Source organism: Nocardioides sp., from assembly GCF_030149505.1.
Lineage (GTDB): Bacteria > Actinomycetota > Actinomycetes > Propionibacteriales > Nocardioidaceae > Nocardioides.
Genome location: NZ_JASBRN010000036.1, coordinates 1 through 26,988 on the forward strand (window position 1 = coordinate 1; position 26,988 = coordinate 26,988).

Annotated in this window: 25 protein-coding genes and 2 pseudogenes; 13 read left to right on the top strand and 14 right to left on the bottom strand. The window is 69.8% G+C overall.

The window, feature by feature from the left end; genetic code table 11:
- Positions 1-196: 196 nt before the first annotated feature.
- A pseudogene (locus Q1V71_RS06610) lies at positions 197-1,312 on the top strand (IS256 family transposase); the annotation flags it as partial.
- A gap of 431 nt (positions 1,313-1,743) precedes the next feature.
- On the opposite strand, the gene fliL reads toward Q1V71_RS06610, so the two are convergent.
- Positions 1,744-2,184, bottom strand: coding sequence for a flagellar basal body-associated protein FliL (gene fliL, locus Q1V71_RS06615; RefSeq protein ID WP_300641987.1), 441 nt, complete (start codon positions 2,182-2,184; stop codon positions 1,744-1,746).
- 159 nt (positions 2,185-2,343) lie between these two features.
- Positions 2,344-3,243 carry a cation diffusion facilitator family transporter gene (locus Q1V71_RS06620; protein WP_300641990.1) on the bottom strand — a complete coding sequence of 300 codons (900 nt, stop codon included), beginning with the start codon at positions 3,241-3,243 and terminating at the stop codon, positions 2,344-2,346.
- 66 nt (positions 3,244-3,309) lie between these two features.
- Between Q1V71_RS06620 and Q1V71_RS06625 the strand changes: the two genes are divergently transcribed.
- Genes Q1V71_RS06625 through Q1V71_RS06640 form a run of 4 tightly spaced genes read left to right on the top strand, consistent with a single transcriptional unit; the run spans position 3,310 to position 5,936 of the window.
- A complete protein-coding gene (locus tag Q1V71_RS06625; RefSeq protein WP_300641993.1) occupies positions 3,310-3,975 on the top strand; it encodes a thioredoxin domain-containing protein in 666 nt (221 codons plus the stop codon).
- Positions 3,972-4,553, top strand: coding sequence for a vitamin K epoxide reductase family protein (locus Q1V71_RS06630; protein WP_300641996.1), 582 nt, complete (start codon positions 3,972-3,974; stop codon positions 4,551-4,553). Before Q1V71_RS06625 ends, Q1V71_RS06630 begins: the two co-directional genes overlap by 4 nt.
- 22 nt (positions 4,554-4,575) lie before the next feature.
- The gene (locus tag Q1V71_RS06635) at positions 4,576-5,352 is read left to right on the top strand and encodes a cytochrome c biogenesis CcdA family protein (protein ID WP_300641999.1); all 777 of its coding nucleotides are present in this window, start codon (positions 4,576-4,578) and stop codon (positions 5,350-5,352) included.
- Between the two features lie 17 nt (positions 5,353-5,369).
- Positions 5,370-5,936 carry a TlpA disulfide reductase family protein gene (locus Q1V71_RS06640; RefSeq protein WP_300642002.1) on the top strand — a complete coding sequence of 189 codons (567 nt, stop codon included), beginning with the start codon at positions 5,370-5,372 and terminating at the stop codon, positions 5,934-5,936.
- Positions 5,937-6,063: 127 nt separating this feature from the next.
- On the opposite strand, the gene Q1V71_RS06645 is transcribed toward Q1V71_RS06640, so the two are convergent.
- From Q1V71_RS06645 to Q1V71_RS06670, 6 genes are all read right to left on the bottom strand, one after another.
- Positions 6,064-7,026 carry a M56 family metallopeptidase gene (locus Q1V71_RS06645; protein WP_300642005.1) on the bottom strand — a complete coding sequence of 321 codons (963 nt, stop codon included), beginning with the start codon at positions 7,024-7,026 and terminating at the stop codon, positions 6,064-6,066.
- Positions 7,023-7,385 carry a BlaI/MecI/CopY family transcriptional regulator gene (locus Q1V71_RS06650; RefSeq protein ID WP_300642008.1) on the bottom strand — a complete coding sequence of 121 codons (363 nt, stop codon included), beginning with the start codon at positions 7,383-7,385 and terminating at the stop codon, positions 7,023-7,025. Before Q1V71_RS06650 ends, Q1V71_RS06645 begins: the two co-directional genes overlap by 4 nt.
- Positions 7,382-9,430 (bottom strand): bifunctional copper resistance protein CopD/cytochrome c oxidase assembly protein, encoded by a 2,049-nt coding sequence (locus tag Q1V71_RS06655; protein WP_300642010.1) that lies wholly within the window; start codon positions 9,428-9,430, stop codon positions 7,382-7,384. Before Q1V71_RS06655 ends, Q1V71_RS06650 begins: the two co-directional genes overlap by 4 nt.
- Positions 9,427-10,065, bottom strand: coding sequence for a copper resistance CopC family protein (locus Q1V71_RS06660; RefSeq protein ID WP_300642013.1), 639 nt, complete (start codon positions 10,063-10,065; stop codon positions 9,427-9,429). Before Q1V71_RS06660 ends, Q1V71_RS06655 begins: the two co-directional genes overlap by 4 nt.
- A 97-nt stretch (positions 10,066-10,162) precedes the next feature.
- Positions 10,163-11,074 carry a cytochrome c biogenesis protein CcsA gene (ccsA, locus tag Q1V71_RS06665; protein ID WP_300642016.1) on the bottom strand — a complete coding sequence of 304 codons (912 nt, stop codon included), beginning with the start codon at positions 11,072-11,074 and terminating at the stop codon, positions 10,163-10,165.
- On the bottom strand, positions 11,074-12,543 hold the full coding sequence (locus Q1V71_RS06670; protein ID WP_300642019.1) for a cytochrome c biogenesis protein ResB: 1,470 nt from the start codon (positions 12,541-12,543) through the stop codon (positions 11,074-11,076). The genes ccsA and Q1V71_RS06670 overlap by 1 nt, the downstream gene beginning before the upstream one ends.
- Before the next feature lie 181 nt (positions 12,544-12,724).
- On the opposite strand from Q1V71_RS06670, the gene lnt (Q1V71_RS06675) reads away from it, so the two are divergent.
- The 4 genes from lnt (Q1V71_RS06675) to Q1V71_RS06690 all read left to right on the top strand — a co-directional run bounded on the left by lnt (Q1V71_RS06675) (position 12,725) and on the right by Q1V71_RS06690 (position 18,319).
- Positions 12,725-14,299, top strand: a complete 1,575-nt coding sequence (gene lnt / locus Q1V71_RS06675) for an apolipoprotein N-acyltransferase (protein ID WP_300642022.1) — start codon at positions 12,725-12,727, stop codon at positions 14,297-14,299.
- A 718-nt stretch (positions 14,300-15,017) separates the two neighbouring features.
- Positions 15,018-15,662, top strand: coding sequence for a hypothetical protein (locus Q1V71_RS06680; RefSeq protein ID WP_300642025.1), 645 nt, complete (start codon positions 15,018-15,020; stop codon positions 15,660-15,662).
- 258 nt (positions 15,663-15,920) lie between these two features.
- Positions 15,921-17,321: a cytochrome ubiquinol oxidase subunit I gene (locus Q1V71_RS06685; protein ID WP_292608368.1), complete on the top strand. Its 1,401-nt coding sequence runs from the start codon at positions 15,921-15,923 to the stop codon at positions 17,319-17,321.
- A complete protein-coding gene (locus Q1V71_RS06690; protein ID WP_300642029.1) occupies positions 17,318-18,319 on the top strand; it encodes a cytochrome d ubiquinol oxidase subunit II in 1,002 nt (333 codons plus the stop codon). The genes Q1V71_RS06685 and Q1V71_RS06690 overlap by 4 nt, the downstream gene beginning before the upstream one ends.
- Before the next feature lie 20 nt (positions 18,320-18,339).
- Here Q1V71_RS06690 and Q1V71_RS06695 read toward each other — a convergent pair whose 3' ends face one another.
- Positions 18,340-18,579: a helix-turn-helix domain-containing protein gene (locus tag Q1V71_RS06695; RefSeq protein WP_300642032.1), complete on the bottom strand. Its 240-nt coding sequence runs from the start codon at positions 18,577-18,579 to the stop codon at positions 18,340-18,342.
- Between the two features lie 381 nt (positions 18,580-18,960).
- Here Q1V71_RS06695 and Q1V71_RS06700 point away from each other — a divergent pair, with 381 nt between their 5' ends.
- Positions 18,961-19,341, top strand: a complete 381-nt coding sequence (locus Q1V71_RS06700; RefSeq protein ID WP_300642035.1) for a DUF2752 domain-containing protein — start codon at positions 18,961-18,963, stop codon at positions 19,339-19,341.
- Positions 19,342-19,529: 188 nt separating this feature from the next.
- Here Q1V71_RS06700 and Q1V71_RS20030 read toward each other — a convergent pair.
- Positions 19,530-19,838: pseudogene (locus Q1V71_RS20030) on the bottom strand (class I SAM-dependent methyltransferase); the annotation flags it as partial.
- Between the two features lie 155 nt (positions 19,839-19,993).
- Between Q1V71_RS20030 and Q1V71_RS06705 the strand changes: the two are divergent.
- Complete coding sequence (locus Q1V71_RS06705; protein WP_300460146.1) at positions 19,994-20,230, top strand: SHOCT domain-containing protein; 237 nt, start codon at positions 19,994-19,996, stop codon at positions 20,228-20,230.
- A 285-nt stretch (positions 20,231-20,515) separates the two neighbouring features.
- On the opposite strand, the gene Q1V71_RS06710 is transcribed toward Q1V71_RS06705, so the two are convergent.
- From Q1V71_RS06710 to Q1V71_RS06725, 4 genes are all read right to left on the bottom strand, one after another.
- Complete coding sequence (locus Q1V71_RS06710; protein ID WP_300385122.1) at positions 20,516-21,346, bottom strand: cytochrome c biogenesis CcdA family protein; 831 nt, start codon at positions 21,344-21,346, stop codon at positions 20,516-20,518.
- A gap of 91 nt (positions 21,347-21,437) precedes the next feature.
- Entirely contained in the window at positions 21,438-22,361 is a 924-nt protein-coding gene (gene ccsB / locus Q1V71_RS06715; protein ID WP_300642038.1) for a c-type cytochrome biogenesis protein CcsB, read from the bottom strand.
- Positions 22,358-23,848 carry a cytochrome c biogenesis protein ResB gene (locus Q1V71_RS06720; protein WP_300642041.1) on the bottom strand — a complete coding sequence of 497 codons (1,491 nt, stop codon included), beginning with the start codon at positions 23,846-23,848 and terminating at the stop codon, positions 22,358-22,360. The genes ccsB and Q1V71_RS06720 overlap by 4 nt, the downstream gene beginning before the upstream one ends.
- A 101-nt stretch (positions 23,849-23,949) precedes the next feature.
- On the bottom strand, positions 23,950-24,531 hold the full coding sequence (locus Q1V71_RS06725; RefSeq protein WP_300642044.1) for a TlpA disulfide reductase family protein: 582 nt from the start codon (positions 24,529-24,531) through the stop codon (positions 23,950-23,952).
- A 298-nt stretch (positions 24,532-24,829) separates the two neighbouring features.
- On the opposite strand from Q1V71_RS06725, the gene Q1V71_RS06730 reads away from it, so the two are divergent.
- Together Q1V71_RS06730 and lnt (Q1V71_RS06735) are read left to right on the top strand one after the other, a co-directional pair.
- Positions 24,830-25,270: a TlpA disulfide reductase family protein gene (locus tag Q1V71_RS06730; protein ID WP_300642063.1), complete on the top strand. Its 441-nt coding sequence runs from the start codon at positions 24,830-24,832 to the stop codon at positions 25,268-25,270.
- 123 nt (positions 25,271-25,393) lie between these two features.
- Positions 25,394-26,911 carry an apolipoprotein N-acyltransferase gene (lnt, locus tag Q1V71_RS06735; protein ID WP_300642066.1) on the top strand — a complete coding sequence of 506 codons (1,518 nt, stop codon included), beginning with the start codon at positions 25,394-25,396 and terminating at the stop codon, positions 26,909-26,911.
- Positions 26,912-26,988 lie beyond the last annotated feature (77 nt).

Below are 26,988 nucleotides of genomic sequence, written 5' to 3' on the forward strand. Positions count from 1 at the left end.
CGACGCGACGAGCAGCAGCACGGCTCGGCCGCTCACCGGTGCCTGTCGTCGTCACGTCAGCCTCATCGTTCTCAGTGGTCACAGCGGTCATCTTGGTCCTCCTTCAGGACCGACCGCTTACACAGACCATCTGACACCCCCACCGCGTGATCCTTCGAGTTCACCTCCTACAGCTCACTCGAACGGAGTCATCACGATGACCGCTGCCCACATTGTCGACCCTGCGCGCCTGCTCGGCGAAGCCCTCGCCGAAGCGTCCCCGGATCTGATGCGATCGCTGCTGCAGACGATGATCAACGCCCTGCTGTCCGCTGATGCCGACGCGGTCCTCGGCGCCGAGTACGGCCGCCCCTCCCCGGGCCGGATCGCGCAGCGCAACGGCTACCGCCATCGCGACCTCGACACCCGGGTCGGCACCATCGATGTGGCGATCCCCAAGCTCCGCAAGGGCACCTACTTCCCCGAGTGCCTGCTCGAGCGCCGCAAGAGGGCAGAGACCGCGTTGATCACCGTGGTCGCGGACTGCAATCTCTCCGGCGTTTCCACCCGGCGGATGGACAAGATGGTCAAGACCATCGGCATCGACTCGCTCAAGAAGTCGCAGGTCTCGCGGATGGCCGCTGAGCTCGACGAGCACGTCGAGCAGTTCCGTCACCGCCCCTGGATGCCGCTGGCCCGTTCACCTTCGTCGCAGCCGACGCTCTGACGATGAAGGTCCGCGAGGGCGGACGGGTCATCAACGCCGTGGTGCTGCTGGCGACCGGTGTCAACGGCGACGGCCACCGCGAGGTCGTCGGCATGCGCGTAGCCACATCCGAAACGGGTGCGGCGTGGAACGAATTCTTCGCCGACCTCACAGTACGCGGCCTGACCGGGGTCCGGCTCGTGACCAGTGACGCCCACCCCGGCCTGGTCGACGCGGTCGCAGCCAACCTGCCCGGCGCGGCCTGGCAACGGTGCCGCACCCACTACGCAGCGACCTGCTGTCGGTGACGCCGAAGTCGATGTGGCCAGCGGTCAAGGCGATGCTGCACAGCGTTTACGACCAGCCTGACGCCACTGCCGTGCACGCCCAGTTCGACCGGTTGCTGGACTACGTCGCCGAAAAGCTCCCAGCGGTCCACGACCACCTCGACGGCGCCCGGGCTGACATCCTGGCCTTCACCGACTTCCCCAAGGACGTGTGGACCCAGATCTGGTCCAACAACCCCGCCGAGCGACTCAACCGCGAGATCGTCGCCGCACCGACGCCGTCGGGATCTTCCCCACCCGCGAGGCCATCGTCCGCCTCGTCTGCGCTGTCTTGGCCGAGCATGTCTTCGCGTCAGATGTCACCTGATCGTGCAGAAGTCCCAACCGTGTCGCGTTGAGGCCCCGAAAACCACGACGAGGGCCGCCTCGCCAGGTCGCATCGGAGCAAGAAGTGGGAGCCAGGCGATTGACGCCTTTCCCGCGCTGCGGGCAAGGGCTTCACCACAGCCCCGCCGTTCCGCGAAGAGACGTCTGGCGCGGCACCACGGTAAAGACCGCTGCGCGCATCGCCGCCCCGGCGGCTGAAGGACGATTGCTGGCCAGCCTGGCCAGCCTGGCCAGCCTGGCCATCGCCGACGGAGCGGCCGTCTTGGGGGTGCCTAGGCGCCCGCTGGGCGTGGCGCCCCGGCGTGGGCTGCCCGGCGCGACGACCCGGGCGACTTCGCGGGACCCGGTGTCGGGTCGAGTTGTGAGCCGACCGGGCGCGGTCCGTCATTGAGTCACGAACTCCGTGATGTAGACGTCAAGCACCTCGTCCTCGTACAGCTCGACGACCCGATCGACCAGGACCTCGCGGAGTTCTTCACGTCGCGAAGGCTCGGCTAGCCCCTCGACCTTCTCGCCGGTGTAGACGTTGATCAGGGCATCGAGTGCCTTGCTCCCGTCTAGTTCCTCGACCACTTCCGCTGACATCTGCAGGGCGATGCCGACGCGGAGGTAGTGACCGGCCCCCAGGTTGACCTGGATGGCCTCGAGGGCAAGTACCTCGCCCGGCTCCGGCTCCGCAGGCTCGGGTGCGGGGCGAAGCAGGAACCAGTAGGCACCCCCTGCTGACGCCAGCAGCAGCACGACGAGGGCGAGGATCTTCTGTCGACCGCGAGTCTTCGCCACACCGTCGTCGGGCGGGCTCGAGGTCGAGTCCTTCGTGGCCATGACTGGGGTCCCTTCGTCCGCGATCGGGGCCGGTGACGACCCGTGGGACCAGTCCGGCCCACGCACTCCATATTCGGTCGATCGTCTGGCCGCCTGAGGCGATCTACTACACGTACTAGTAGATGGGTGCCGCGTGCCCTGCCGGTCAGTGGACGCGCGTCACCACGTCGCCCGGTGGCACTCGGTGTCGGGGTCGACCTCCACCTGGAGCGTGGCGTGGCTGATGCCGTGGTCCTCCTGGAGCACTCGTTGGGCGGTCGCGAGGATGTCATCGGCCGTGGGCCCTGCCTCGACCACGAGGTGGGCGGTGGCGACCTCCATGCCGGACGTGAGTGTCCACACGTGCAGGTCGTGCAGGTCGCGGACGCCCGGAAGCGACTCAAGGTCGCGGATCAGGGAGTCGATGTCGAGCTGCGCGGGGGCGTGCTGTCCTAGCACGGCCAGGACCTCGCGCCCGAGCAGGAGCGCGCGCACAGCGACGAAGGCGGCGATGGCGACGGCCAGGAGTGCGTCCCAGCCGGAGCTCCCGGTCGTCAGCACCAGCACGCCGGCGACCAGCACCCCGACGCTGCCGAGCGCGTCGGCCATCACCTCGAGGTAGGCGCCCTTGACGTTGAGCGACTCCTGAGCGCCGGCCCGGAGCAGCACGAGGGAGACGACGTTGACCAGCAGTCCGAGGCCACCGACGACCAGCATGGGGCCGGCCTGCACCTCGACCGACTCCCCGCGGCGGGACCAGGCCTCCACCAGGATGTAGGCAGCGACCCCGAGCATGACCAGGACGGTGAAGCCGGAGGCGAGGACCTCGGCGCGGTAGGAGCCGTAGGTACGACGGCCCGAACGGTCCGGGCGGCCGGCGATCGTGGTAGCGAGCAGGGCCGCGCCCAGGGCGACCACGTCGGCCGCCATGTGGCCGGCGTCGGACAGCAGAGCCAGGGAGCCGAAGACGAGCCCGGCGACCAGCTCGACCACGAAGAAGGTCGCGACCATGCCGAAGGTGAGCGCCAGTCTCCAACGGTGCCGTGCACCCGCGTGACCGTGGGCGTGCCCAGCTCCCATGCCTGATCCTCGTCTCTGTTCGACCACTGGCTACTATCGACCATAGTAGACCTGAAGGGAACGTCCATGACCAACCAGAACAAGGCCGCGGTCGCGCTCGGCGTCCTCGTGACGATCGCGGTGGTCGCGATGCTGCTCGTCGTCCAGTCCCGCGGAAATGACCAGCCCGCGCTGGTCGCGACCGGCTCACCGGAGGAGTCGATGCTGGTCCGCGAGGACAGCCGGATCCTCGGCGAGGAGGGCAGCAGCGGTGTCACCGTGGTGGAGTTCCTGGACTTCGAGTGCGAGGCGTGTGCTGCTGCCTACCCGGCCGTCGAGCAGCTGCGGGAGGAGTACGCCGGCGAGGTCACCTTCGTCGCGCGCTACTTCCCCCTGCCTGGTCACTTCAACGCCGAGCGGGCCGCGCGGGCCGTGGAGTCGGCTGCGCGCCAGGGTGAGCTCGAAGCGATGTACCAGCGGATGTACGAGACCCAGTCGGAGTGGGGCGAGGCACAGGTGCCGCACGACGACCTTTTCCGGAGTTTCGCCGAGGAGATCGGCCTCGACATGGAGCAGTACGACGCGGATTACGCCTCGGACGAGGTGGCTGACCGGGTGCAGCGCGACGTCGACGACGGCCTGGAGCTCGGGGTGCAGGGGACACCGACGTTCTATGTCGACGGCCAGCCGCTGCAGCCGCGCACCTATGAGGACTTCACCTCCGCCATCGACGCGGCGCTGGCCTCGTCGTGACGGGGGACCGGCGACTGGGCCTCGGCCTGGTCGCGGGCGGCGGCGTGGGCCTGGTCGCGGCAGCGGTGTTGCTGGTCGAGCGCTTTCGGCTGGCCGACGACCCGACCTACGTCCCCTCGTGCAGCGTGAACCCGGTGCTGAGCTGCGGCTCGATCATGGAGTCGTGGCAGGCCGCCCTCCTGGGTTTTCCCAACCCGGTCATCGGCGTGGCCGCCTTCCCCGTCGTGGTTACGACGGGGATGGCGCTGCTCTCCGGCGCGACGCTGGCGCGGTGGTACTGGCAAGGCCTCCAGGTCGGGGTGCTCGCAGGGCTCGCCTTCGTCGGGTGGCTGGTGTTCCAGAGCCTCTACCGCATCGGCGCGCTCTGCCCGTACTGCATGGTCGTCTGGGCCATCGTGTGGCCGATCGCGTGGTACGTCACGCTGCGCAACCTCCGCGCCGGTGCGCTGGGGCGCTGGGGAGTGGAGTCGCCCGTGGTGGGGCGCATCCAGGAGTGGCACGCCCTGGTGCTCCTGCTGCCGTACACCGCGGTCATGGTCGCCGTCCTGGTCCGCTTCTGGTCCTTCTGGACCGGGTGATCGGCATGCACGGATCAAGCCGATGAACGGCGGGGCGCAGGGAGCGATCCTCGACGGATCCATGGTGCTCGCGCTGCCGGTGGCCGCGCTGGCCGGTCTGCTCTCCTTCTTCACACCGTGTTCCCTCCCCCTGGTGCCGGGATACCTCTCCTATGTCGCCGGGATGGCCGGGTCCGGTCCCGTGGCTGCCGACAGCGGGGCCCTGCGCCCGCCTCGGGGGCGCCTGGTGCTGGGCACGTCACTCTTCGTGGCGGGCTTCGCGCTGGTGTTCACCAGCTACGGCGTGGCGCTGGGCTCCCTCGGCTCCCTGCTCCTGGAGCACCAGGAGACGGTGTGGCGGGTCTCGGGCGTGGTGACCATCGTGCTCGGCCTGCTCTTCGCGGGCGCTGCTGCGAGGGTGCCGGGGGTGCGCCGCACCGTCCGCCCCCGCTTCGCGCCCCGGGCGGGCCTCGCCGGTGCTCCCGTGTTGGGGGCCGTGTTCGCGGTGGGCTGGACCCCCTGCATGGGCCCAGCCCTGGCTGCGGTCCTCACGCTCTCGACCTCGGCCGCGACAGCCGAGCGAGGCGCGGTGCTCTCCCTCGCCTACGCGCTGGGACTCGGCCTGCCCTTCCTGGTCGCCGCACTCACGGTCGGTTCGGCCATGAAGGTCTTCACCGGCGTCCGACGGCACTCGCGGAGCATTGCTGTGGCAGGCGGCTCCATGCTGGTGGTCCTGGGAGTGCTCCAGGTCGCCGGGGTGTGGGCGGCGCTCATCGCCTCCTTGCAGGGCGTCATCCTCGGCTGGCAGGCGCCGCTGTGAAGCGCTGGAGTCGAGTCGTGGCGCTGCTCGCCGTGCTGGTGGTGGTCGTGAGCGTCGTCGGGCTGGCCCTCGCGCTGCGACGGGCCGAGGACGGCGGTGCGGGCAGCGGTCAGCCCAGCGACCTGGTGCAGCAGTTCCCGTCGGCGGAGCGTCGTGACCTCGGGACCTTCTCGGTGGAGCTGCTCGATGGTCGCCGGTTCGACCAGTCGGACCTGATCGGCACAGTGAGCGTCGTCAACGTGTGGGGATCGTGGTGCGGGCCCTGCCGCACCGAGGCCCCTGACCTCGTCCGCGTGGCGCGCGAGCTGGGAGATCAGGTGACCTTCCTGGGGATCAACGTCCGCGACAACCCCGCATCGGCGCAAGCATTCGAGCGAGCCTTCGAGATCCCGTACCCGAGCATCCACCCGGACGACGCCGGTAGCGCCATCTTGGCCTTCAACGGGGCGTTGACCGCGGCGGCGGTCCCCAGCACCGTCGTGCTCGACGAGCAGGGTCGGGTCGCCGCGCGGGTCATCGGCCCCGTGGACGCCTCGACGTTGCGCGGCCTGGTCCTTGACACCCTCGATGAGGGTGGGTCGTGAGGTCGAGGTCGTCGAGGACCGTCCCCGACGGACCGCGCCACAGGCCGGGGCCGCCAGCGGGCTCGGCCGGGACCCCCCTCCGGCGCTGGTGAACGCGGACTTCGCGATGCGAGGAGGCTCCGGCAGGTCAGGGACGGCCGACCGCTGCCGCGTCGAGGCCGCAGCAGTCGCGGGTGGCGGCCTCGATGCCGGGCGCGGCCGCAAGCGCGATCGGCATGGCGAGCACGACGCCGATGGCTGGAGCGACGAGGAGGCCGGTCCGAGACCTGCGTGCTGGTGAGGCTGCGAGCCGCCTGACCCGTTGCACCGATGCGGTGTCGCTCGCGCCGAGGGCGACGTCCGGACGCGCGCCGGCGCCCATGGTGACCAGGGCGCGGGCCAGGTCCCGCCGCTCGGCCACCGTGCTGGCGCTGTCGTCCGCCGACATCTCGACGAGGACCCGCACGCGCGTGGCCGCGAGCCGGAACAGCGGCACCGCAGGGAAGGTGCGCAGCAGCGCCTCCGCCAGGACGATCGGCAGGTGGTGGCGCGCCGAGAGGTGTCGGTGCTCGTGTCCGACCACCAGTCTGCGCTCGTCATCGGTCAGAAGGTCGACAGCGGCGCTCGAGAGCACCACGGCACCTGCCCGACCTGGGAGGCAGTAGGCGAGGGGCACGTCGGTGTCGATGATCGTGAAGCCGTCCGGGTGGGTACGCCCGACGAGCCGAAGGTGCGCCCTCTGGCGACGGCGCCGGGAGCGGTCACGCAGGCACAGCCGCGCCACGGACAGTCCGAGGGCCCCCAGACACACTCCGACCGCACTCAGTCCCACGATCCCGGGCCAGGCGCCCAGAGGGGTCTCGTAGTGCGCGATGACCATGAGCGAGGAGGAGCCGAGCGAGCCCGTGAGATAGGTCTCGAGCGGCAGCCAGGGCAGGGCGAGGACGACCCCCGCCAGCGCCGCGGCGAGCACGACCGAGAAGGACACGGCCTGCCAGGCCAGGACGCCGTTGCGTGGAGACAGGTACTGCCAGGACCCACGGTCGATCAGACGACCGCCCCAGGCAGCAGCGAGGACCGCCCAGGTGAGCAGCAGCACGGCCGCGGTCACCGGTCGGGACCGCCGTCCAGGAGTGCGGCACGCAGCTCGTCGACCTCCGCGCGGTCCATCCGGTCCAGCAGGTGGAGCAAGGCAGCGGACCTGTCCTCGCTCGCAGCGAGTACCTCGTCGAGCAACATGGCTGTGTGCTCCTCCCGGGTCGAGATGGCCGCGTACAGGTAGGCCTTGCCGTCCTTCTTGCGGCTGACCAGCTCCTTGGAGTGGAGCTTGTCCATCACCGTCATGACCGTGGTGTAGGCGAGAGGGCGCTCCCTCACGAGGTCCTCGAGCACCTCACGCACCGAGACGGGCCGGCCCCACGTCCACAACCGGTCCATGACCGCGGTCTCGAGCTGACCCAGCTGCCTCATGGTCGTGCGGCCTCCTCCGTCGCCTCCCGGGTGTGCGCCCCCGACGGCGGCGCCGCGGCATCTGGCTCGGCGGTGCGGCCGGAGAGCCCAGCCAGGTAGGCGTTGTACGCCTGGAGCTGGGGGTCGCCCTCACGCGCCTCGCTGCGGTCGAAACGCCGTCTCTCACGCCGGTCCGCGGAGACCCAGGAGACGAGCAGGGCGACGGCGATGACGGCGAGGGGGTACTCCCCGAGCAGCCATCCCAAGGACGCGCCGAGGTACTGGTCGTCGGCCAGGGAGTCGCCCCAGGTGCGCCCGAGGGCGGCGTACCACTCCTCGGCGAGGATGCGGGTGCTGGCCATCAGGCTGACCGAGAAGAGTGCGTGGAAGCCGAACGTCACCATCACCAGCAGGGTCCTGATGGGGTACGTCGGCCGGCGGAGCCCGGGATCGATGCCCACGAGGCACTCGGCGAAGAGGTAGCCCGAGAGCAGGAAGTGCAGCGTCATCAACACGTGGCCCGTGTGCGTCTCCAAGGAGAGCTCGAAGAGGGAGGAGTAGTAGAAGGCGACCATGCTGACCACAAAGAGGGCTGAGGCGACGATGGGGTGCCCGAGCAGCTGAGCCGGGAGCGAGTGCACCGTCTGCAGGAGCCACTCCCGAGGTCCGCGCGAGCCGTCGTCGCGCCGGCGCAGGGTCCTCAGCGCGAGGGTGACCGGCGCACCCAGCACCAGGAAGACAGGCACCGCGGTCGCGATCGTCATGTGCTGGATCATGTGCATGCTGAACAGGACGCGCCCGTAGGTCCCGGGAGGCCCGTTCGTCGCCCACAGGAAGAGGGCGCAGCCGGTCAGCCAGAGCGCCGTCCGCCACCAGGGCCAGCGCACGCCGCGGGCCGAGAGCTTCCGGACAGCCAGGACGTACCAGACGGCGGCTGCGAGGCCGAACGGCAGGAAGAGGCTGTCGATGCTCCAGCCGGACCACCACTCCCCAGCGTCGAGGGGAGGTGGCAGTGACGAGCCGAGCATCGACTCTGCGGCGGTCAGCGGACGCGGCGGCCCCGAGGGCGCCGGCGGCGCGGTGCGGGTGAGCGCCACGCCCGTGCCTGCCGCACCCGCGAGGATGACCGCCTCCAGGGCGAGGACCCTCCAGAACCGGGTCCTTCCGCCCAGGTCGGCCTCGGTGGCCAGTCGGTGACGCTGGCGGTGTCCCAGAGCGGCGAGCACGACCACGGCCGCCAGCTTCAGGCCGAGCAGCACGCCGTACGCGGACAGGATCGCGTCGGGTGAGGGCAGCCGGAGCGCTGCCCCGAGGACCCCGGAGGCGGTCACGATGAGCAGTCCCCACGTGGCGAGGGTCGAGAAACGACGGATCGCCGGCCCGGCGCCGGTGCCCAGGTAGGGGCGCAGCAGGACCAGGGCCAACAGGCCACCGCCCCAGACCCCGAGGCCGACGAGGTGGAACATCTGCAGGTTGACGGCGTCGACGTGCTGCAGCGTCCCGGCCGCATGACCTGTCAGGGCCATCGGCCAGAGGCCGACGAGGGAGAGCAGCGCGGCCAGGCCGAGCGCCGGGGCACTCGTGGCCAGCGCACACGTGAGCGCCACGGCGGCGGCGAGCGCGGCTCCCCACAAGAGGTACTGACCGAGCTCGTAGCCGGTGGCGAAGAAGGCCGCCTGCTCCCAGAACCCGGGTGCGTCGAGGCGGCTCCCCGAGGCGTCGGAGTAGACCAGGGCCACCAGCAGCAGGTTTCCCGACAGCCAGGCAGCCGCTGACCCCTGGGCGAGCAGCACGGCCCGGCGACGCACGCCGGTCACGCTGCGCTCGGACGACCCCGCCTCGGGTGCCAGGCACGTGGCTGCCACGACCAGGAGGCCCACGGTGAGCAGCGCAGCCAGGTCACGCAGAGCCTGCACGACTGGTAGGCCGACCCTGGTGAGCGGCCCTGGCTCGGGCAGCCCGGCGATGCCGAGCGGGGCGAGCGCGCCGGTCGCCCAGGCCACCGCCAGGGTGACCGCGACCCACCAGCCGGCGAATGCGAGGACACGGGGCCCGACCCTGGTCACTGCTCGACCTCCCCGCCGGTGGTCCGGTTCCCTGAGCGCATCGTGCGTGAGGAGACGATCGCCGAGATCACGACGAGCGCGACCAGGCCCGCAGCCACCCACAGCCCGGTGCCCGGGCCAGCACCAGCGGACGTCTCGGCAGCGGACGTCTCGGCAGCGGACGCCGTCGTCTCCGAAGCAGCCTCGCGGCCGGTGTCCCTGGTGTCCTCGGTGTCCCCGGGGTCCTGGGTGGCGCCGCCCGTCGGACGCGAGCGTGCGTCGGGCGCGACGGCGAAGGTCGACGTCCCAGCGATGGGGTGTCCGTCGGTCGACGTCACGCGGTAGCTCATCCGGACACGGTGGGGCCTCGTGGGATCGGCCGGCCGCAGAGCGCGCAGGTCTCCGACGAGCTCGGCGTCCCGGGCGCCACGTTCCAGGGCGACCCGGGTGCCCTGCCGGCCGTCGATGGACACCGAGATGGCGCTGAACGTCGGGTCGATCGCCTCGGTGAAGACCAGCACGACCTCCGCGGGCCAGCCGCTGGCACGCTCGCCGTCGCCCGGACTCACGGACACCAGGTCGGTGTGCGCGACCGCAGGAGACACCGACCAGGGCACGAGGAGGACGGCGGTGACCAGCAACAGCCGCCAGGTCACGGCCGGCCCCGCGCGATGAGGTAGAGGATGGCGAGCGTCGAACCGAGCGTGAAGGCGCCGATGACGAAGGTCGAGACGAGGTCCTGGCTCATCGACGTCACACCCCCGCGTAGGAGTGCAGGCCCGGGATCCAGATGTTCACCCCGAAGAAGTTGAAGAGGAAGGCGGCGAATCCGGCCACGGCGAGCCATCCTGCGCGCCGCCGCCACCCGCTGGTGGCCAGGGCGTGCAGGTGGGCGGCGTACAGCACCCACGTGATGAATGCCCAGGTCTCCTTGGGGTCCCAGCCCCAGTAGCGCCCCCAGGCGTTCTCGGCCCACACGGCCCCGGCGATCACGGCGAAGGTCCAGATGGGGAACGCGACCAGGTGCACGGTGTGGGCGAGGTCGCCGAGCTCGGAGCTGCCACGCCCCTCACGACCACCGCGCGAGAGGATCATCTGGCCCAGGACCGCCAACGCCCCCACGGTGAAGAGCGCACCCGCCACGATGGCTGCGGCCACGTGGATCACCAGCCAGGTGGAGTCCAGGACCGGGACCAGCTCGTCGACCGGGGTGTAGAGGGAGGTGACCGAGACGCCGAGCAGGACGAGCACCAGCGCCACGACCCAAGGGGCCACGGCATCGACCTGGCGGCCACGACGGACCCCGAGGAAGGTGACGGCGACGGCTGCGGAGGCGGTGAGGCCGAACTCGTACATGTTCCCCCAGGGCACCCTGCCGGCCGCAAGACCTCGTGCGACCACGGCCGCGACGAGGAGTACCGCCCCCGAGGCCAGGAGCCACGTACCAGCAGAACGCAGGAGCTGCGCCCTCGCTTCTGCGGTCGGGGGGGCGGAGCCCTCGAGGAGCGCCTCGGGGCCGCCCACCAGCACGGGGACCTGCGCTCGACCGGTGGACCGGACGGCCAAGGCCGCGGATGCGGCGTAGGTCAGCAGACAGGCGGACAGGACTGCCAGCGAGGCGAGGACCAGTCGGTCCGACCAGAGTGCCAGCTCGATTGCTTGCATCACGTCGTGCTCTCCGGGTGGGTGTGGTGAACGGGCTGGATCGCAGCGGACAGGGCCGCCGCGTCGGTGTCGGCAGATCGACGTCGGCCGAGGTGGCGCCACCCGACCTCGACCGTGGAGTCGTCCAGGAGTCGGACCCACGCCCGACGGCGAGGGACACCCAGGGAGACCGTCAGGCCCGCGAGCAGCAGGAGGGCCGCTACGAGTGAGATCTCCTTGCCCGGGTCCCGGGCCACCTGGAAGTTGGCGAAGCGGGCGACGCCGTCGAAGGTGACGGTCCCCAGACCGTCGGGCAGACGCACGGTCTCGCCCGGGGCGAGCGTCACCCGCCAGCGTTCCCCGTCGTCGCCCTCGACCTCGACCAGACCGTCGAGGTCGAGCGTGTAGACGGACTGGGCCCCGCCGTCGTCGAGACCGAGGTCGCCGGAGTAGGCGGTGAGCAGGAGCGCCGGGTTCACCAAGCCGGGGTATGCCGACACGTCGACACCGTCCGCCCCCCGGGCAGCCGTGGGCAGGAAGAGTCCCTGCAGAGCAAGGGGGGTCGGCCGGGCGTCCGGCACCTTCACCACCCCGTCGGAGGTGAACGCCTGGTCCTGCGGGAGGAAGATGACCGGACCGGACGCGGCGACGTCACCGCGGCCGTCGCGGACCGTGACCTGCGGGGCGTACCCGTGCCCGGTGAGGAAGAACTTGGTCCCGTCGACGTCGAACGGTTGGTTGGGTCGCACCTCGGCGGTTCCCGAGTCGTCGGGCGTCACCCAGTCCAGGGCAGCTGTGAACGCGCGGGGCTCCCCGAGTCGTGGTCCGCTCGTCTCGAACTGGGCGTCGAAGGACCTCAAGGTGAACTCGAGCGGCTCGAGCCCGTCTCGATCAGCCAGGGGGGCGGGCGTGAGGGCGTCGTAGGCGGACGCGATGTTGGTGAACGTCGACCCCTCGACGACGGCAACACGACCCTCGTAGCCGAAGAGGCGTCCGCCGGCGACGCCGACGAGGAGCACCAGGAGGGAGAGGTGGAAGGCCAGGTTCCCCAGCTCGCGCACGTGGCCCTTCTCGGCACGCACCTCCCCGTCGGTCCGCACCACGCGGAAGCGCCGCGACCGCAGGTGCTCAGCGGCCGCGGCCAGGGCGGCCGGCGCGTCCGGCACCGTCAGGGAGGTGTGACCGGTCTCACGCTCCAGCCTGCGGGGGGCGGCGGGCGGTGGGGCCGTCACCTCGCGCCACAGGCGGGCGCAGCGGGGAAGGACGCAGCCGGTCATGGACACCAGCAGCAGCAGGTAGATCGCGGCGAACCACGGGGCGGAGTAGACGTCGAAGAGGTAGAGCCGGTCCAGCCAGGGAGCCAGGTCCGGGTTCGCGCGGTAAAACAGGGGAACGGCGGCAGGGTCGCTCGCCACGCCCCGTTGAGGGAGCAGCGAACCCGGCACCGCCGCGACCGCCAGAAGGATCAGCAGGACGACGGCGGTGCGCATGGAAGTCAGTCGCCGCCAGGCCCAGCGGCCCCATCCCATCGAGCCCCGAGCGGGCGCAGCGGTCCCACGATCCGAAGGAGTCGCCGCACGGGGGCTCTGGTCCGACTCGGCGGTGACGGGGGACGACCTCACGTGGTTCATACTATCGGCGATAGTAGGCCATGACGAAAGCGGTGCCCGAGTGGCTGGTGAACGCCCCATCATCCTGACCGCCGCTGCCGGCGGAGCCACGACGGCGCTCGGCTTCCCGCCCTTCGATCTGCCGTGGCTGGCACCGGTGGGCCTGGCGATGCTGGTCCTGGCGCTGCGTGAGGCCTCAGCCACCAGAGCGGCACTCCTCGGTGCCACCCACGCCGCGGTCTTCCTCGGGATGACGCTGTGGTGGTTGGCCGAGGCCATCTCCCCCTTTGCCTGGGCCGCGATGGTCGCTGCGCAGAGCGTGTGGGGCGCCTTGGCCGGTGTGGCGATGGTGCGCGTGCGTCGACTCCACGGGTGGCAGCTGTGGGCCGCCGGCGTCTTCACGGCGGCCGAGTCGGCACGGGCGGCAGTTCCCTGGGGCGGGGTCCCGTGGGGAAGGCTCGGGTACTCCGCCGTCGATGCGCCCTGGTCCGCCTGGGTGGCGGTCATCGGGGTCGCCGCCACAGGAACTGTGGTCGCGCTGCTCGGGTGCCTCATCGCTTCGGTGGTGGAGCACGCGACGCGGCGCAGCCTGCGCGGGCTGGTCCCCGCAGCAGCAGTGGTGGCGCTGGTGGCGGTCCCGGCCATGGCACGTGGGGTCCTGGTGACGCCGAACCAGGCGACCGGGCCGGTGGCCAGGATCGCCATCGTGCAGGGGGAGCTGCCGGGTTCCGGCCGGGAAGTCGTGGCGAATCACCGGGCCCTCACCGAGGTGCTGGTCGGGCAGACGAGGCAGCTCGCGGCCTCGGACACCGGGCGTCCTGCGCCCGACCTGGTGGTGTGGCCCGAGAACGCGACGGCCGTCGACCCGACGACCGACGTGGTCGCCGGCCAGGCGGCGCGAGCGGCTGTGGAGGCAGTCGGGGTGCCGCTGCTCCTGGGAGCCGTCGTAGATGCACCCGACCCGCGTTACGCCCTCAACCAGTCGCTGCTCTGGGACGACGGGGGAGTGCGGGCGAGCTACACGAAGCAGCGGCTGGTGCCCTTCGGGGAGTACGTCCCCCTGAGGCCGCTGGCCGAGCGGTTGTCCTCGAGGGTGGCCGCCATCCCCCGGGACATGCTGCCTGGCGGGGATCCCGAGCCGATCGGGGTCGGCTCCTTCAGTGTCGCGACCGCCCTGTGCTTCGACGTCGCCTACGACGACGTGCTGCGTCGACAGGTGGCCCGGGGCGGGGACCTGGTCAGCGTCCAGACCAGCAACGCGATGTTCCTCGGCACCGCCCAGCTCGAGCAGCAGTGGCAGGTGTCCAGGGCGCGGGCCCTCGAGCTCGGCCGCAGTGTCGTGGTGTCCTCGGTCAACGGCATCTCAGGGGCGATCGCACCCGACGGGTCGGTCCTCGAGCGGCTTCCGGTGCGTGTAGCGGGATCGGTCGTCCTCGACGTGCCTCTCAACACGTCGCAGACGTGGGCAGTCCGACTCGGCGCCGCACCGTTGCGGTTGACGTGGGTCATTATCTCGATGGCACTGCTGGTCACCTTCGCCCAGGACCGGCGAGCATGCCGCCGCCGCCGCTGCCTCCCACCCACACATGCCGGTTCCCCTCCTGCTATGCCCCTCGACCGATCGGACGCCACGTGATCCCCCTTCCCCTGCCGATGCACGGCATCGGCGGCGCCAAGGACCTTCCCATCTCGCCCCATCTCGCCCCAGCTCGCCATCACCGGTGCCGTCGCGGCGCTGGTCATCTCGTTCTCGGTGCTCGCGCTGGCGTGGCGGACACCGCGGTACGACGGGAATCCGGACGGACCGGTGGCCGGCCGTCGGGTGCCTCACTGGATGGATGGTGTCCTGACCTCACGCGGCTTCGCCGTCGCGGCGCGTGTCCTAGGGATGGTGGTCTTTCTGTACTCCGCGGCTGCCGCGGTGCTCGGTGAGGACCTGCTGACCAACCCGTTCTTCGGCATCTTCTACGTCTGGTGGTGGATCGGCCTGGTCTTCGCCTCCGCCCTGCTCGGCCCGGTGTGGAAGGCGATCAGCCCGGTTCGCACCATCAACCTCGCCTTCTCGAAGATCTCTGGGTCCGACCCCGACGTGGGACTGCTGGCCTACCCGGCGCGACTCGGCCACTGGCCAGCTTCCCTGGGGCTGTTCGCCTTCGTGTGGCTCGAGCTGGTCTATCCCTACTCCACCGAGCTCGGCCCCGTGCGGCTGTGGTGCGCGGTGTACGTCGCTGTGATGCTGCTCGGCGGGCGCGATCTTTGGCAACGGGTTCTACGAGAAGGCCGACCCGTTCGAGGTCTACTCCACCCTGATCGGCAAGCTCTCAGTCTGGGGGACCCACGAGGGCAGGATCGTGGTGCGGTCCCCGCTGGCGAACCTCAGCACCGTGGTCCCGACGGCCGGTCTGCTCGCGGTCGTCTCGGTGCTGTTCGGCAGCACCGCGTTCGACTCCTTCAAGGACTCCCCGTTCTGGGTGCGCTTTTCTCAGACCAACGAGCTCGTCGCGGGCCTCGAGAACGGCTCGACCATCGCTGACTCCCTCGCTCTGCTCGTCTTCAGCGCCGCACCAGCCCTCGTGTTCGCCGGTGCCGCCGCGGCGACCATGACCGGTCCCGACCTGCGTCGTCGGGACCTGCCGGCCATCCTCGCTCACTCGATCGTGCCGATCATCCTCGGGTACATCGTGGCCCACTACGCGTCCTACTGGTTCGAGGTCGGCCAGGACACCCTGATCAAGGCGAGCGACCCGCTCACCACCGGTGCCGACTACCTCGGCACCGGCGATTGGCAAGTGAACTACTGGCTGAGCTACCACCCGACCCTGCTCGCCAACATCAAGGTGGGAGCGGTCGTGGTCGGCCACGTGGTAGCAGCCATCGCGTCTCACGACCGATCCGTCGCACTGCTGCCCCCTCGTCACCAGATCCTCGGGCAACTGCCTCTACTCATGGCCATGGTCGCCTTCACCTCAGGTGGCCTTTACCTGCTCTTTGCCGCCTGAGGTAGGCGGCGAATCCGCAGTCCCGCATCGCCGATACGGACCATCCGTGAACGGACCCACGCTCGCTCAGTTCCGGGCCGCTGCCGTCGCAACGGGCTCCGGAATCTCCATTACCGGATGCAGCACGATTCCGGGCGACACCGGCGACACCGGCGACACCGGCGCTACGAGCCTCATCGAAGGTAACTCCTCGCACCTGTTAGTGAAACTTTTCACAAGCCCGTGGGTGGCTCGTACCTATTGCGTAGCGTTAGTGCCGTGCTGACTCCCGATCTCGTCGTCGACGCAATGCAGCTCGCCGGGACCGCGGAGCCCGCGGGGCTTCTCCCGGCCCGTCAGCAGATGGCTCTGTCCCTGGGATGGCACATCGTGCTGGCGTGCTTCGGGGTTGCCTTCCCGGCGATGATTTTCGTGATGCACCTGCGCGGGATCCGCCGTGAGGACCCGGTCGCCCTGGGGTTGGCCCGCAGGTGGGCGAAGGTCTCGGCAGTGCTTTTCGCGATCGGCGCGGTCTCCGGCACGGTGCTCAGCTTCGAGATGGGTCTGTTGTGGCCCGGCCTGATGGGGACTTACGGGGACGTGCTCGGACTGCCGTTCGCGTTCGAGGGTCTGGCGTTCTTCCTTGAGGCCATCTTCCTTGGCATCTACCTGTACGGCTGGGGACGGATGCCGGCGAAGCGGCACGTCCTGATGGTCCTGCCGATGGCGATCACCGGCATCGTCGGCGCCTACTGCGTGGTCGCGGTGAACGCCTGGATGAACGTGCCGACCGGTTTCCGCCTCGTCGGCGGGGAGGTCACGGACGTCCAGCCTTGGGCGGTGCTGTTCAATCAGCACGCCTTCCTTCAGTTCGCCCACATGTGGGTCGGCGCCTATATGGTGGCGGGCTTCAGCGTTGCGGGGGTCTATGCGGCCGGGATGCTGCGCGGGCGCCGCGACGCACATCACCGGTTGGGCTTCATGGTGCCCTTCGTCTTCGCGTCCATCGCCGCGGTCACCCAGCCGTTCGTGGGGCATGTGCTCGGGTTCGGGTTGGACGAGCGACAGCCGGCGAAGCTGGCCGCGTTCGAGCTGGCGGAGACGACCGAGAGCCCGTCGCCGCTTCGGCTCGGCGGCGTTGTGGTCGACGGGGAGGTCGTGGGTGCGATCGACATTCCTGTTCTCGGCTCGCTGATCGCGATGAACTCGCTCGACGACCCTGTGCCTGGCCTGGACACCATCCCCGAGGAGGACCGACCGCCGGTCAACATCACGCATCTGGCCTTCCAGACGATGGTCGGCGTCGGCACGTTGCTCGCGGCAGGTGTCACCTGGTTCTGGGTCCAGCGCTGGAGAGGGCGTGACCTGCTCACGAAGAGGTGGTTTCTCAGGGCTGCGGCGGCCGCTGGTCCGCTGGCCGTGATTGCGCTTGAGGCCGGATGGGTGGCGACCGAGGTCGGACGGCAGCCCTGGGTCGTGTACGGAGTGATGCGCACCCCGGACGCGGTCGGCGACTACACCTCGGCTCTGTGGTGGTTGCTGGGGATAAGTGCGTTGATCTATGCCGGGATGACCGCAGCCGCGGTCATCGTGCTCAGGTCCATGGCCCGGCGCTGGCGCAGCGGTGAGACCGATCTTCCGAGCCCGTACGCGCCCGAGACCGTGGATTCGTCGTCATGAGTCTCGAGGTGGCTGTCGCAGCGGCGATGTTCGCGGGCGTCATCGCGTACGCCGTGCTGGGCGGCGCGGACTTCGGCTCGGGATTCTTCGACCTCACGGCGGGTAGCAGCCGGCGTGGCGCCGAGCTGCGAACCCTGGTCGACCACAGCATCGGACCCGTGTGGGAGGCCAACCACGTGTGGCTGATCTACGTGCTGGTGATCTGGTGGACAGGATTCCCGGAGTCGTTCGCCGCGACAATGTCGACGCTGGTCGTGCCGTTGCTTCTGGCGCTGCTGGGCATCGTGCTGCGCGGCGCCAGTTTCGCGTTCCGCAAGTACTCCGCCACCCTGCGCCAGGCGCGGCTGTTCGGCGTGATCTTCGCCGTGTCCTCGGTCATTACACCGTTCTTCCTCGGCACGGTCGCCGGGGCAATCGCGTCAGGTCGGGTGCCGATGGAGGAGGGTGGCGACCGTTGGTCGTCCTGGCTCAACCCGACGTCTCTGTTCGGTGGGGCCATCGCGGTCGGCACCTGCGCGTTCCTGGCCGGCGTGTTCCTCGCCGCCGATGCACATCGCAGTCGCCGATCACGGCTGGCGGAGGACCTTCGGGCGCGCTCGCTCGGGGTGGGGCTCGTGACCGGTGCGCTCGTGTTCGCCGCGCTGGTGCCGATGTCGATGGACGCGCCGGTGCTGGCCGACGGCCTCGCCGGGCGCGCGGCTCCACTCGTCGTGATGGCCGGGCTGGCAGGTGTGGCGACGCTCGTGCTGGTGTGGCGCCGTCGCTACTCGATGGCGCGATGGCCCGCGGTCGTCGCCGTCGCGTCTGTGGTGTCAGGATGGGGTGTGGCCCAATACCCCTGGCTGCTCGTCGATCATGTGACGATCCGTGCGGCCGCCGGCGCGTCAGCCACCTTGCAGGGCCTGCTGGTTGCCGTGGGCCTCGCCGTGGTCTTGGTGTTACCGCCGTTGATCTACCTGCTGCGACTCACCCAGACCGAGGAGTGGACGCGACACTGATGGGGCGATGACTTGACGGGTCAGGGATTTGCGTTGAGTCCGGGGTTCGTGTCGTCGCGATCGACGAGGCCGAGCCGCGCGTGGTCGGCGCGGCTGAGGGCCTGTTCGATCAGCTCGCCGATGTGGTCGTCGTCAAGGTGGTTCTCGACGTGGCGACCTTGACGCGAAGCTGTGACGAAGCCCTGGTCACGCAAGTGAATCGCCCGCAAGTCTTCGTCGCGGCTGGCCTGGGGCCGGCTTGCAGGGTTAGCGCCGGTCACCCGGTGGCAGTCCCTACGTCGGTAGGGACTCACTCACCGGGGCTGCTCGTACACCACTCTGCCGGACGTCACTCACCCGACCCGAGGCGCTCCTATGCGAGATAGTAGTTGAATGGCTCGCCACGCACCGACAATGATCCAGCATGCCGGCACTCGTGGCCGCGTCGGACCTGGTCCTCTCCGAATCCCTTCGGGCCGCGATGGTTTCTTCGCGGTGAATTGGCTCGGCTCCGCCCGCTCCCCAAGCAGCACACTCGCTGGTCCCGGCCCGTCGGACTCCACTGCGAGGGGAACGAATTGACGACAGTCGCAGACCGGCGTCCGTTCGTGCGCCTTCACATCGAGCGCCGAGACCGGCATCGGTGGCTTACGGCGCTCGCGGTGCTCGCACTCGCCATCGCTGTTGCCATGGCCGTACTCGGGCTGCCGCCCGTCGATTTTCATGGACCGCTGCACAAGTTCGGCATCATGGATCCGCTGTGCGGCGGCACCCGTGCCGCCCGCTACACAGCCCAAGGGAACCTCTCCGAGGCGTGGCGCTACAACCCGCTGAGCATTGTGATCGTCTGCGGCGCGGCGCTGATCATCGTGCGCACGGTCGTTGGCTTCATCTCCCACCGCTGGGTCACGATTTCGATCGCCTGGACCCCGGCCCGGAGGCGGTGGGCGTTCGTGATCATCATCGTGCTCGTGGCGCTGCTGGAGATCCGACAGCAGATGCGCGCCGACCTGCTCATGGCTGGCACCCAGACCTGGGTGTAGGCCGGCGTAGAACCCGCAGATTCACCGGGCGCCCGGTGTGCGTGCCTCGCCGAGGACGTGCGTGCCTCGCCGAGGACGTGGGTGACTCCGGAGAACGCGAAGCTCTCGAGCGTCGTGATCTCGAACCCGGCATCGCGGATGGCCGCGACCGAGTCCCAGTCCAGATGGCATCCGCCGGCGAGCCGGGACCAAACCAGGTTGACGAGTCGCTCGAGTAGCCGGAGCGGTCGATGGGCAGAGCCGACATGTTCGTAGAATCGGAGGACGCCGCCCGGGACGAGAGCCCGCGCGACCTCGTCGAGGGCCGGCGCGGGATCGTCGATCGAGCACAGCACCAGCGACAGCACCGCTGCGTCGTACTCCCGGTCTCGGGCGGGCAGAGCCTCGGCCCGCCCGGCCACGACCGTGACCGGGACCGGGACGCCGGCGTCTCTCGCCGCGCGCTCGGCGTCGCCGCGCAAGCTCGCATCCGGCTCAACGGCCAGTACGGACCGCACCGACTCCGGATAGTGGGGAAAGTTCTCGCGAAGAGTTGCCGTCGCTGAGGCGGCGGCGGCTCGCCCGCTTGGTCATTGGCACGGTCGAACTACTATGGAAAATAGTAGGCAATGCAGCGTTGTGAATTCGTGGGAGGAGGCCCTCAGTGATCAGCATGTGCGTGAACGGCATGGGCGGCATGACGTCGTGGATGGTGGTGTGGGGGCTGTTCGGCCTTGCGGTCGTGGCGCTTGCCGCGCTCGGAGGGGTCTGGCTCGCTCGGCGTACGTTCGGCGCGGCCCCGGAGGCCGCATCGCCAGAGTCGCCTAAGGAGATCCTGCGCCGACGTTATGCTGCGGGGGACCTGGACGAGGACGAATACCTCCGACGCCGCGCTGGGCTTCTCGAGTAGCCGTCAGATCCCCCTGGTAGAGATCGCAGTGCCGCACAGGCAGGGGCAGTGCGGCGAGAGGCTGCGGACATCTCGACCGCGGTGACAACCACCGGTGCGAGCAGCATGTGGCACCCTCGCCGGAGGCGATGCGGCGCCGCGTTCATCGGCCGGCTCATCGGCTCCGATTCCACCGGCACAGGAGTAGTGCGGTGGCGGGGCGCGGGTGAACCCAACCGTGAAGCAGCGTCTAGACACCATGCCCTCAAGGGGTCGCGGCCTCGGACGCGCAGCCTAGGGATGCCGTCAGATCGGAGTCTGCCAGTTCGCGACGACGCCCTGGAGTCGCGTCATGAGGTCAAGCCACAGACCACTGACCTGGAGCACGCCGAGCACGACCATCACCAACCCTCCGACCAGCATCACCGTGGATGCGTGGCGACGCGCCCACTGGAGGCGGGTCATGGCCCGCGAGACCGAGAACGCTGCCACGATGAACGGGATCCCCAGTCCGATGCTGTAGGCGAAGGACAGGAAAGCGCCACGACCGGCGCCGGCGCTGCTCGTTGCCAGGGTGAGTACCGCGGCGAGGGTGGGGCCGATGCACGGGGTCCAGCCGAGTCCGAACATGACCCCGAGGAGCGGCGCGCCAGCGAGCCCGGCGCGCGGGCGATATCCAAGCCGGAGGCTGCGGCTAGCGATCGGAAGCCGCCAGAACAGGCCGGTGAACATCAGTCCGAACACGATGGTGAGCGCGCCTAGGACGCGGACCAGCGTCTCCTGGTGGGCGATCAGCAGTGCACCGAAGGTGCCGAACAGAATGCCGTAGCTGGTGAACACTGCGGCGAACCCGGCGACGAACAGGAAGGCGCCGAGGACCACCCGTCGCGTGCCGGGCGCTTGGGTGGACGGGCGGGCCTCGGTCGTCGTTGCGTTAGGCCTTTCGTTTGGCGACTCGTCAACGCACCCATCGGTTGGCTGGCGGTGCTCCGCGCCGGACATTCCAGCGACGTAGGACAGGTAGCCGGGCACGAGGGGAAGGCAGCACGGCGAGAGGAAGGACACAAGGCCCGCCGCGATCGCCAACAGTGCCGCGACCACGAGGGGCCCTGACATCACCAGGTCGCTGGCGCTCATGACAACGATTGTTTCGGTCCTGTCCTGGTGGGGTTGCGGGGTCCGCGGCGGATCTGTACGAATCTAGGCCACGAGCTGGATCGGGTGGTCGTCAAACGCCGGCGTAGGAGTGGAGTCCGGTGATCCACAGGTTGACGCCGAAGAAGTTGAACAAGAACGCGGCGTAGCCGGCGAGGGCGAACCAGGAGGCGCGGACGCCGCGCCACCCGGCGGTTGCCTGAGCGTGCAGGTGGGCGGCGTAGAACACCCAGGTGATGAAGGCCCAGGTTTCCTTGGGATCCCAGCCCCAGTAGCGGCCCCAGGAGTTCTCCGCCCAGATGGCGCCGGCGATCACGGCGAAGGTCCAGATCGGGAAGGCGAAGATGTGGGCGGTGTGGGCGACCTGCTCCAAGGTGCGCGTAGTCGGGAGGCTGGCGGCGTAGCGCCCCCTGGGCGCCTGTGCCGTCCCGCGTCGCTCTTGACGGTGGCGCACCAGGAACAGGCCGGTCGCGACAGCACCGACGGTGAAGACTCCGCCGCCGGTGATCGCGGCGGCGACGTGGATCACCAGCCAGTACGAGTCCAGCACCGGCACCAGCGCGCCGGCGGGGGTGTAGAGGACGGTGACCGCCAGGCCGAGGGCGAGCAGGACGATAGCCACGATCCAGACGCCGAAAGCGCGGACCGGCCGCCTGGACAGGAACGCCAGGTACGCCGCGCCCGCCGCGAGTGCGCACACGAGGACGAACTCATACATGTTGCCCCACGGCACCCGCCCTGCCGCGAGACCCCGGGTGACCACACCGCCGAGATTCAGCAGGAACGCCAGCACGGTCAGCGACGTCCCGAACGCGCCGAGCAGGCGGCTGCGGGAGGGTGAGTCCGCGACCACCGTGCCGGTGACTGCGACACGGGCGCCTGCCATTCGACCGGCGGTCTCGGCGGCGTAGGCCAGCATGGCCAGCGCATAGACGGCGATCGCGGAGTACACCAGGCCGTTGGAGAGCTGGGCGAATGTCTGCTCGTCGAGGATCATGCGGACGCATCCTTGCTAGCGGTGGCGGAGTGGTGCGGGCCGTGCAGCGCGGCGACGAGGTCGGCAATCTCCTCGGGAGGCGGTTCGCGACGGGTGAGCGAGTAGCCGGCGACCTCGACCAGGGACCCGCCGCCTTCGGTGGGGCGAACCCGCAGCCACAGCCGGCGGCGGCGGATGGCCAGTGAGGCGGTGAGGCCGACGAGGAGGACGACCGCGGCGGCGAGGGTGATCTCCTTGCCGGGGTCGTAGGCGATCTGGAAGTTGGCGAACCGGGACACGCCGTCGAAGGTGAGGCTGCCTCGACCGCCGGGAAGCTGCATGGTCTCACCGACGGACAGAGCCTGGCTGAAGGGCTTCCCGTTGCGGCGCACCTGGGTGAGCTCGTCCTTGTCGAGGGTGAACACCGACTGCGGGACGCCGTCGGCGAACCCGAGGTCGCCGGTGTAGGCGGTGAGGAACAGTTGGGGGTTCAGGGTGTCGGGGAACATCGAGTAGGGGCCTTGCGGGCCGACGTCGGCGGTGGGCAGGAAGAAGCCCTCGAAGGCGAGCTGGGTGGGCTGGGCGTCCGGCGCCTTGATCACGCCGTCGGAGGCGTAGCTGGTGTCCAGCGGCAAGAACTGCACCGGGCCGGTGAACACGGCCTTGCCACGCCCGTCGCGCACGGTGACAACAGGGGCGTATCCGTTGCCGGTGAGGAAGAACTTCGTCTCGTTGACGTCGAGCGGGTGGTTGGGCTCGACCGTGACGGTCTGCTCCTCACCGCCCCCGGCGCGGTACGCGAGCCGGGCGGCGAACTGTGAGGGCTGACCGAGGTTGCTTCCGCTGGTCTGGTAGGAGACGTCGAACTCCTCCAGGCGGAAGGACAACGGCTCCAGGTCGTCCACGTCGGTCCACGCCGAGGGGGAGAAGGCGTCGTACTGGGAGAGGTCGTTGGCGAAGGCTCCGCCCTCGGTGACCGCCACCCGGCCCTCGAACCCGACCAGCTTGCCCGCGGCGATGCCGACCAGGAGCACCAGCAGCGACAGGTGGAAGGCGAGGTTGCCGACCTCGCGAAGATAGCCGCGCTCGGCCCGGACCTCGTCAGCGGTAGCGACCATGCGGAATCGTCTACGGCGCAGGTGGCCTGCGGCGGTGGCGATGATCTCGGCCGGCTCACGTGTGGTTTCCCAGGCGCGGTGGCCCTCCAGGCGGGCCAAGTTGCGCGGTGCCGGCGGGGGTGCGCTGCGCACCGACTGCCACAGTCGACGGGATCGGGGCAGCACGCATCCGGTCATGGAGACCAGAAGCAACACGTAGATGGCTGCGAACCAGGGTGAGGCGTAGACGTCGAACATCCCGAGCCGGTCCAGCCACGGCGCGAGCCGGGGATGCTCCTGGGTGTACTGGATCACCGCGGCTGGGTCGCTGGCGACGTTGCGCTGCGGAAACAGGGATCCTGGGATCGCGGCGAGCGCGAGTAGCGCGAGCAGGATCACCGCTGTGCGCATCGAGGTCAGATTCCTCCACGCCCAGCGCAGCCACCCCCAGGACGGCTGCGCCTGCGCCGGACCTGCTGGGGTGGCTTCTGTCGCCTTCGTTTCGACGTCTGTCACTGCCCCGGGTCCGTTTCCGCGGCGGTCTCGGTGACGATCGTCGACAACGTCGAGTAGTCCGTGGGCCCGACGATTCTGGCAGCGAGGCGGCCTTGGGTGTCGACGACCAGGGTGCTCGGCACCGCGCTGGGCGGCAGCGCCGGGCCGAAGGCGAGCACCGCATCGCTGGAGGTGTCGGTGGTGATGCTGGGGTACTCGATACCGTAATTCTCCTCGAACGCCCGAGCGGCGGCGTCGTTGTCGCGCACGTTGATCCCGACGAACCGCACCCCGAGATCCTGAGTTTCCTCCGACACTCGTTTCAGGACGGGGGCCTCGGTGCGACACGGCGCGCACCAGGAGCCCCAGACGTTGTAGACGACCACCTTGCCGGCCAGGGCGGTGCTGTCGAAGCGGCCGCCGTCCAGCAGCTGGCCCGTAAACGGCTCGACCTGTCGCCGGTCCTCAGCGGAGATGACCTCGACAACGCCGTCGGTGGCCGTCGGCGTGCCTGGGTCCGTCGTGCACGCCGAGAGTCCAATGGTCGCCACGACAAGGACGGCCGCGGCGCGTGCGCGGCCCCCTCGACGGCTCTTCATGGCAGTGCTCCTCCACGGGCTCCCTCTGGGGGCGCGCCATCGCGTCGTAGGTCAACTACTACTCTACATAGCAGTTACCGCGTTTCCCCCGCCGGGCTCCACTGGCGACGAGAGAGCAGGCAGGCACTTGGGACGACCGACTGCACGACGAGAGGTCTTCAGGTGGATCGTCGTCTGGGGGCTGACGACTGCCCTCCTGTCCGCATGCGGCGCTCCATCCAGCGACTCCCCCGGAGAGGACTTTGCGGCTCCGCCGGTCGAGCCGATCGCGGTGGACGGGCTGGATCGCTGCGCCCGGATGGAACGCAAGGCCCCCGGTGATGAGAGCTCTGACCGGCTGCCAGCGGTGGACCTGCCGTGTCTCAACGAGCGGAGGGCGGTGGACGCCTCCCGGTTGGCCGGACCAGCTGTCGTCAACCTATGGGCGTCATGGTGTGGACCATGTCGCAAGGAGATGCCGATGCTCGCGGAAGCGGCCCGGGACAACCCCGATGTCCGGTTTGTCGGCATCAACACCCAGGACCGCTCCGAGGCGGCGGCCGATCTCCTTGTCCGGACGGGGGTGACGTACCCACAGTTGGTCGACGTCGACGCGGTGGTGCTCGGCTACACCCGGGTCCCGGGACTACCGGTGACTCTCGCTTTGGACGCGGACGGCGAGGTGGTGGACCGGGTGATCGGCGAAATCTCCGGCGCAGAATTGTCCACGCTGTTGGACTCGTTGGCAGAGCAGGAGTGACCGCGTGACCCACGTGCTGCGGACGCTTCTTCCGTCCCGCGAGGCCCCAGCTGGCGAGACGGCACCCTCGCCCGTCGATCGGCCCCGGCGCCGCAACCTGCTCGTGCGACTCCCGCGGCATCGCTGGCCGGTGTCGCCGCCGCGGGAGCCAGCGCTCCGTGGGAGCAGCGCTGGCTCTTGCCGTTGGCGGTCGCTGCGCTGGTGCTCGTGCTCCAGAGGGTGTCCCTGCGCTACGCGTCCCTCCTCGGGCTGTTGTTCGGCCTCGGCTTCACGCTTGCATTGACGGCATGGATGCGGGCCGTAGGCACCGACGCCTGGCTGCTACTCAGCCCTGTCGTCGCCGCCTACTACGCCCTCGCGGCGGTCGGCATCGTGCTCGTGTCTCGACTGCGCGGATGGCCGTGGTGGACCGCATGCGTGTGGGTGACGGTCGAGGCCGCGGTGTCGGCCTGGCCGCTCGGCGGCTTCCCGTGGACCCGGCTGGCCTGGGCCACTGTGGACACCCCGTTCGCCCTGTGGCTGCCCTGGGTCGGCGCCGCCGGCGTCAGCTTCCTGGTCGCCCTGACCGGCGCCACGCTCGCCTGGATCCTCCGTGAGGGCAAGGCGCGCCCCGCGGGAGCGGTCGTGGCCATCGTTGCCGCACTCCTGGTCGGTTCCTTGCCGGTCCTGTTCAGGCCCGAGTCGTTGACATCCTCCTGGGAAGCCGACCGACCGACCGTGACGGTCGCGACGGTTCAAGGCGATGTGCCCGGCGCCGGGAACGATCTGGTCGCCTTCCATGAGCAGGTGACCGAGAACCACGTCCGGGCCACCGTCGACCTCGCCCAGCGGGTGCGATCCGGTGCCGTCCCGCGGCCCGACTTCGTGCTGTGGCCGGAGAACTCCACCGCCGTCGACCCGTTCCGCGACGCCCAGACCAACGCAGGGATCACCCGGGCCGTGACAGCGATCGGAGTGCCGGTGCTGGTAGGCGCCATCGTCGACGGTCCTCGCCCGGACGCCGTGCTCAACCAGGGGCTTGTCTGGCTGCCAGACGGCTCGACCGAGGAGCGCTACACCAAACGCCACCCGGTGCCCTTCGGCGAGTACGTGCCGTTTCGCAGCCAGCTCTCCGAACTCAAGATCGGGCGTCTGGACATGATCCCGCGCGACATGATCGCCGGCACCCGCACCCGGCCGCTCGACATCGCCGGCACCCGCGTCGCGGACCTGATCTGCTTCGACGTGGCCTTCGACGACTCCGTCACCGCCCAGATCGAGAACGGCGGCCAGATGGTAACCGTGCAGACCAGCAATGCCACCTTCACCGGAACCGCACAGTTGCAGCAGCAGTTCACCATCAGCCGGGCGCGTGCCATGGAGACCGGCCGCACCGTGGTGGTCGCCTCCACCAACGGCATCAGCGGCGTCATCGGTCCGGACGGCACCGTCCGCGACCAGCTAGCACCCCGGACAACCGATATCGCGGTCGCGCAGGTCCCCCTCATCGACGCGCAGACGCCCGCCGTGCGCTACGGCTCCCTGATCCGACGAGCCCTGTCCCTGGCAGGCATCGCCGCACTCGTTACGGCGGCCGCGGCGGCCGCCCGACGCAGACTCCCGAGGCTGCGCCGCCTGGCGGCCGGCGTGCGCGCCAAGTAGCGGCGAAACCCAGATAGGTCCTTGCGCCGGGTCGGAGGGCGACAGCCTCCATTCTCTCGGAGGGCGCGTACGAGACC

Bases quoted from the DNA above. Each gene is read 5' to 3' on its own strand.
- Q1V71_RS06625 (WP_300641993.1), top strand. From the start codon at position 3,310: ATGACCAACCAGAACAAGGCCGCGGTCGCGCTCGGCGTCCTCGTGACG.
- Q1V71_RS06720 (WP_300642041.1), bottom strand. From the start codon at position 23,848: ATGCGCACAGCGGTGATCCTGCTCGCGCTACTCGCGCTCGCCGCGATC.
- Q1V71_RS06705 (WP_300460146.1), top strand. From the start codon at position 19,994: ATGTGCGTGAACGGCATGGGCGGCATGACGTCGTGGATGGTGGTGTGG.
- fliL (WP_300641987.1), bottom strand. From the start codon at position 2,184: ATGGCCACGAAGGACTCGACCTCGAGCCCGCCCGACGACGGTGTGGCG.
- Q1V71_RS06690 (WP_300642029.1), top strand. From the start codon at position 17,318: ATGAGTCTCGAGGTGGCTGTCGCAGCGGCGATGTTCGCGGGCGTCATC.
- Q1V71_RS06635 (WP_300641999.1), top strand. From the start codon at position 4,576: ATGAACGGCGGGGCGCAGGGAGCGATCCTCGACGGATCCATGGTGCTC.
- Q1V71_RS06620 (WP_300641990.1), bottom strand. From the start codon at position 3,243: ATGGGAGCTGGGCACGCCCACGGTCACGCGGGTGCACGGCACCGTTGG.
- Q1V71_RS06650 (WP_300642008.1), bottom strand. From the start codon at position 7,385: ATGAGGCAGCTGGGTCAGCTCGAGACCGCGGTCATGGACCGGTTGTGG.
- Q1V71_RS06725 (WP_300642044.1), bottom strand. From the start codon at position 24,531: ATGAAGAGCCGTCGAGGGGGCCGCGCACGCGCCGCGGCCGTCCTTGTC.
- Q1V71_RS06710 (WP_300385122.1), bottom strand. From the start codon at position 21,346: ATGAGCGCCAGCGACCTGGTGATGTCAGGGCCCCTCGTGGTCGCGGCA.
- Q1V71_RS06670 (WP_300642019.1), bottom strand. From the start codon at position 12,543: ATGCGCACCGCCGTCGTCCTGCTGATCCTTCTGGCGGTCGCGGCGGTG.
- Q1V71_RS06730 (WP_300642063.1), top strand. From the start codon at position 24,830: ATGGAACGCAAGGCCCCCGGTGATGAGAGCTCTGACCGGCTGCCAGCG.
- ccsA (WP_300642016.1), bottom strand. From the start codon at position 11,074: ATGCAAGCAATCGAGCTGGCACTCTGGTCGGACCGACTGGTCCTCGCC.
- ccsB (WP_300642038.1), bottom strand. From the start codon at position 22,361: ATGATCCTCGACGAGCAGACATTCGCCCAGCTCTCCAACGGCCTGGTG.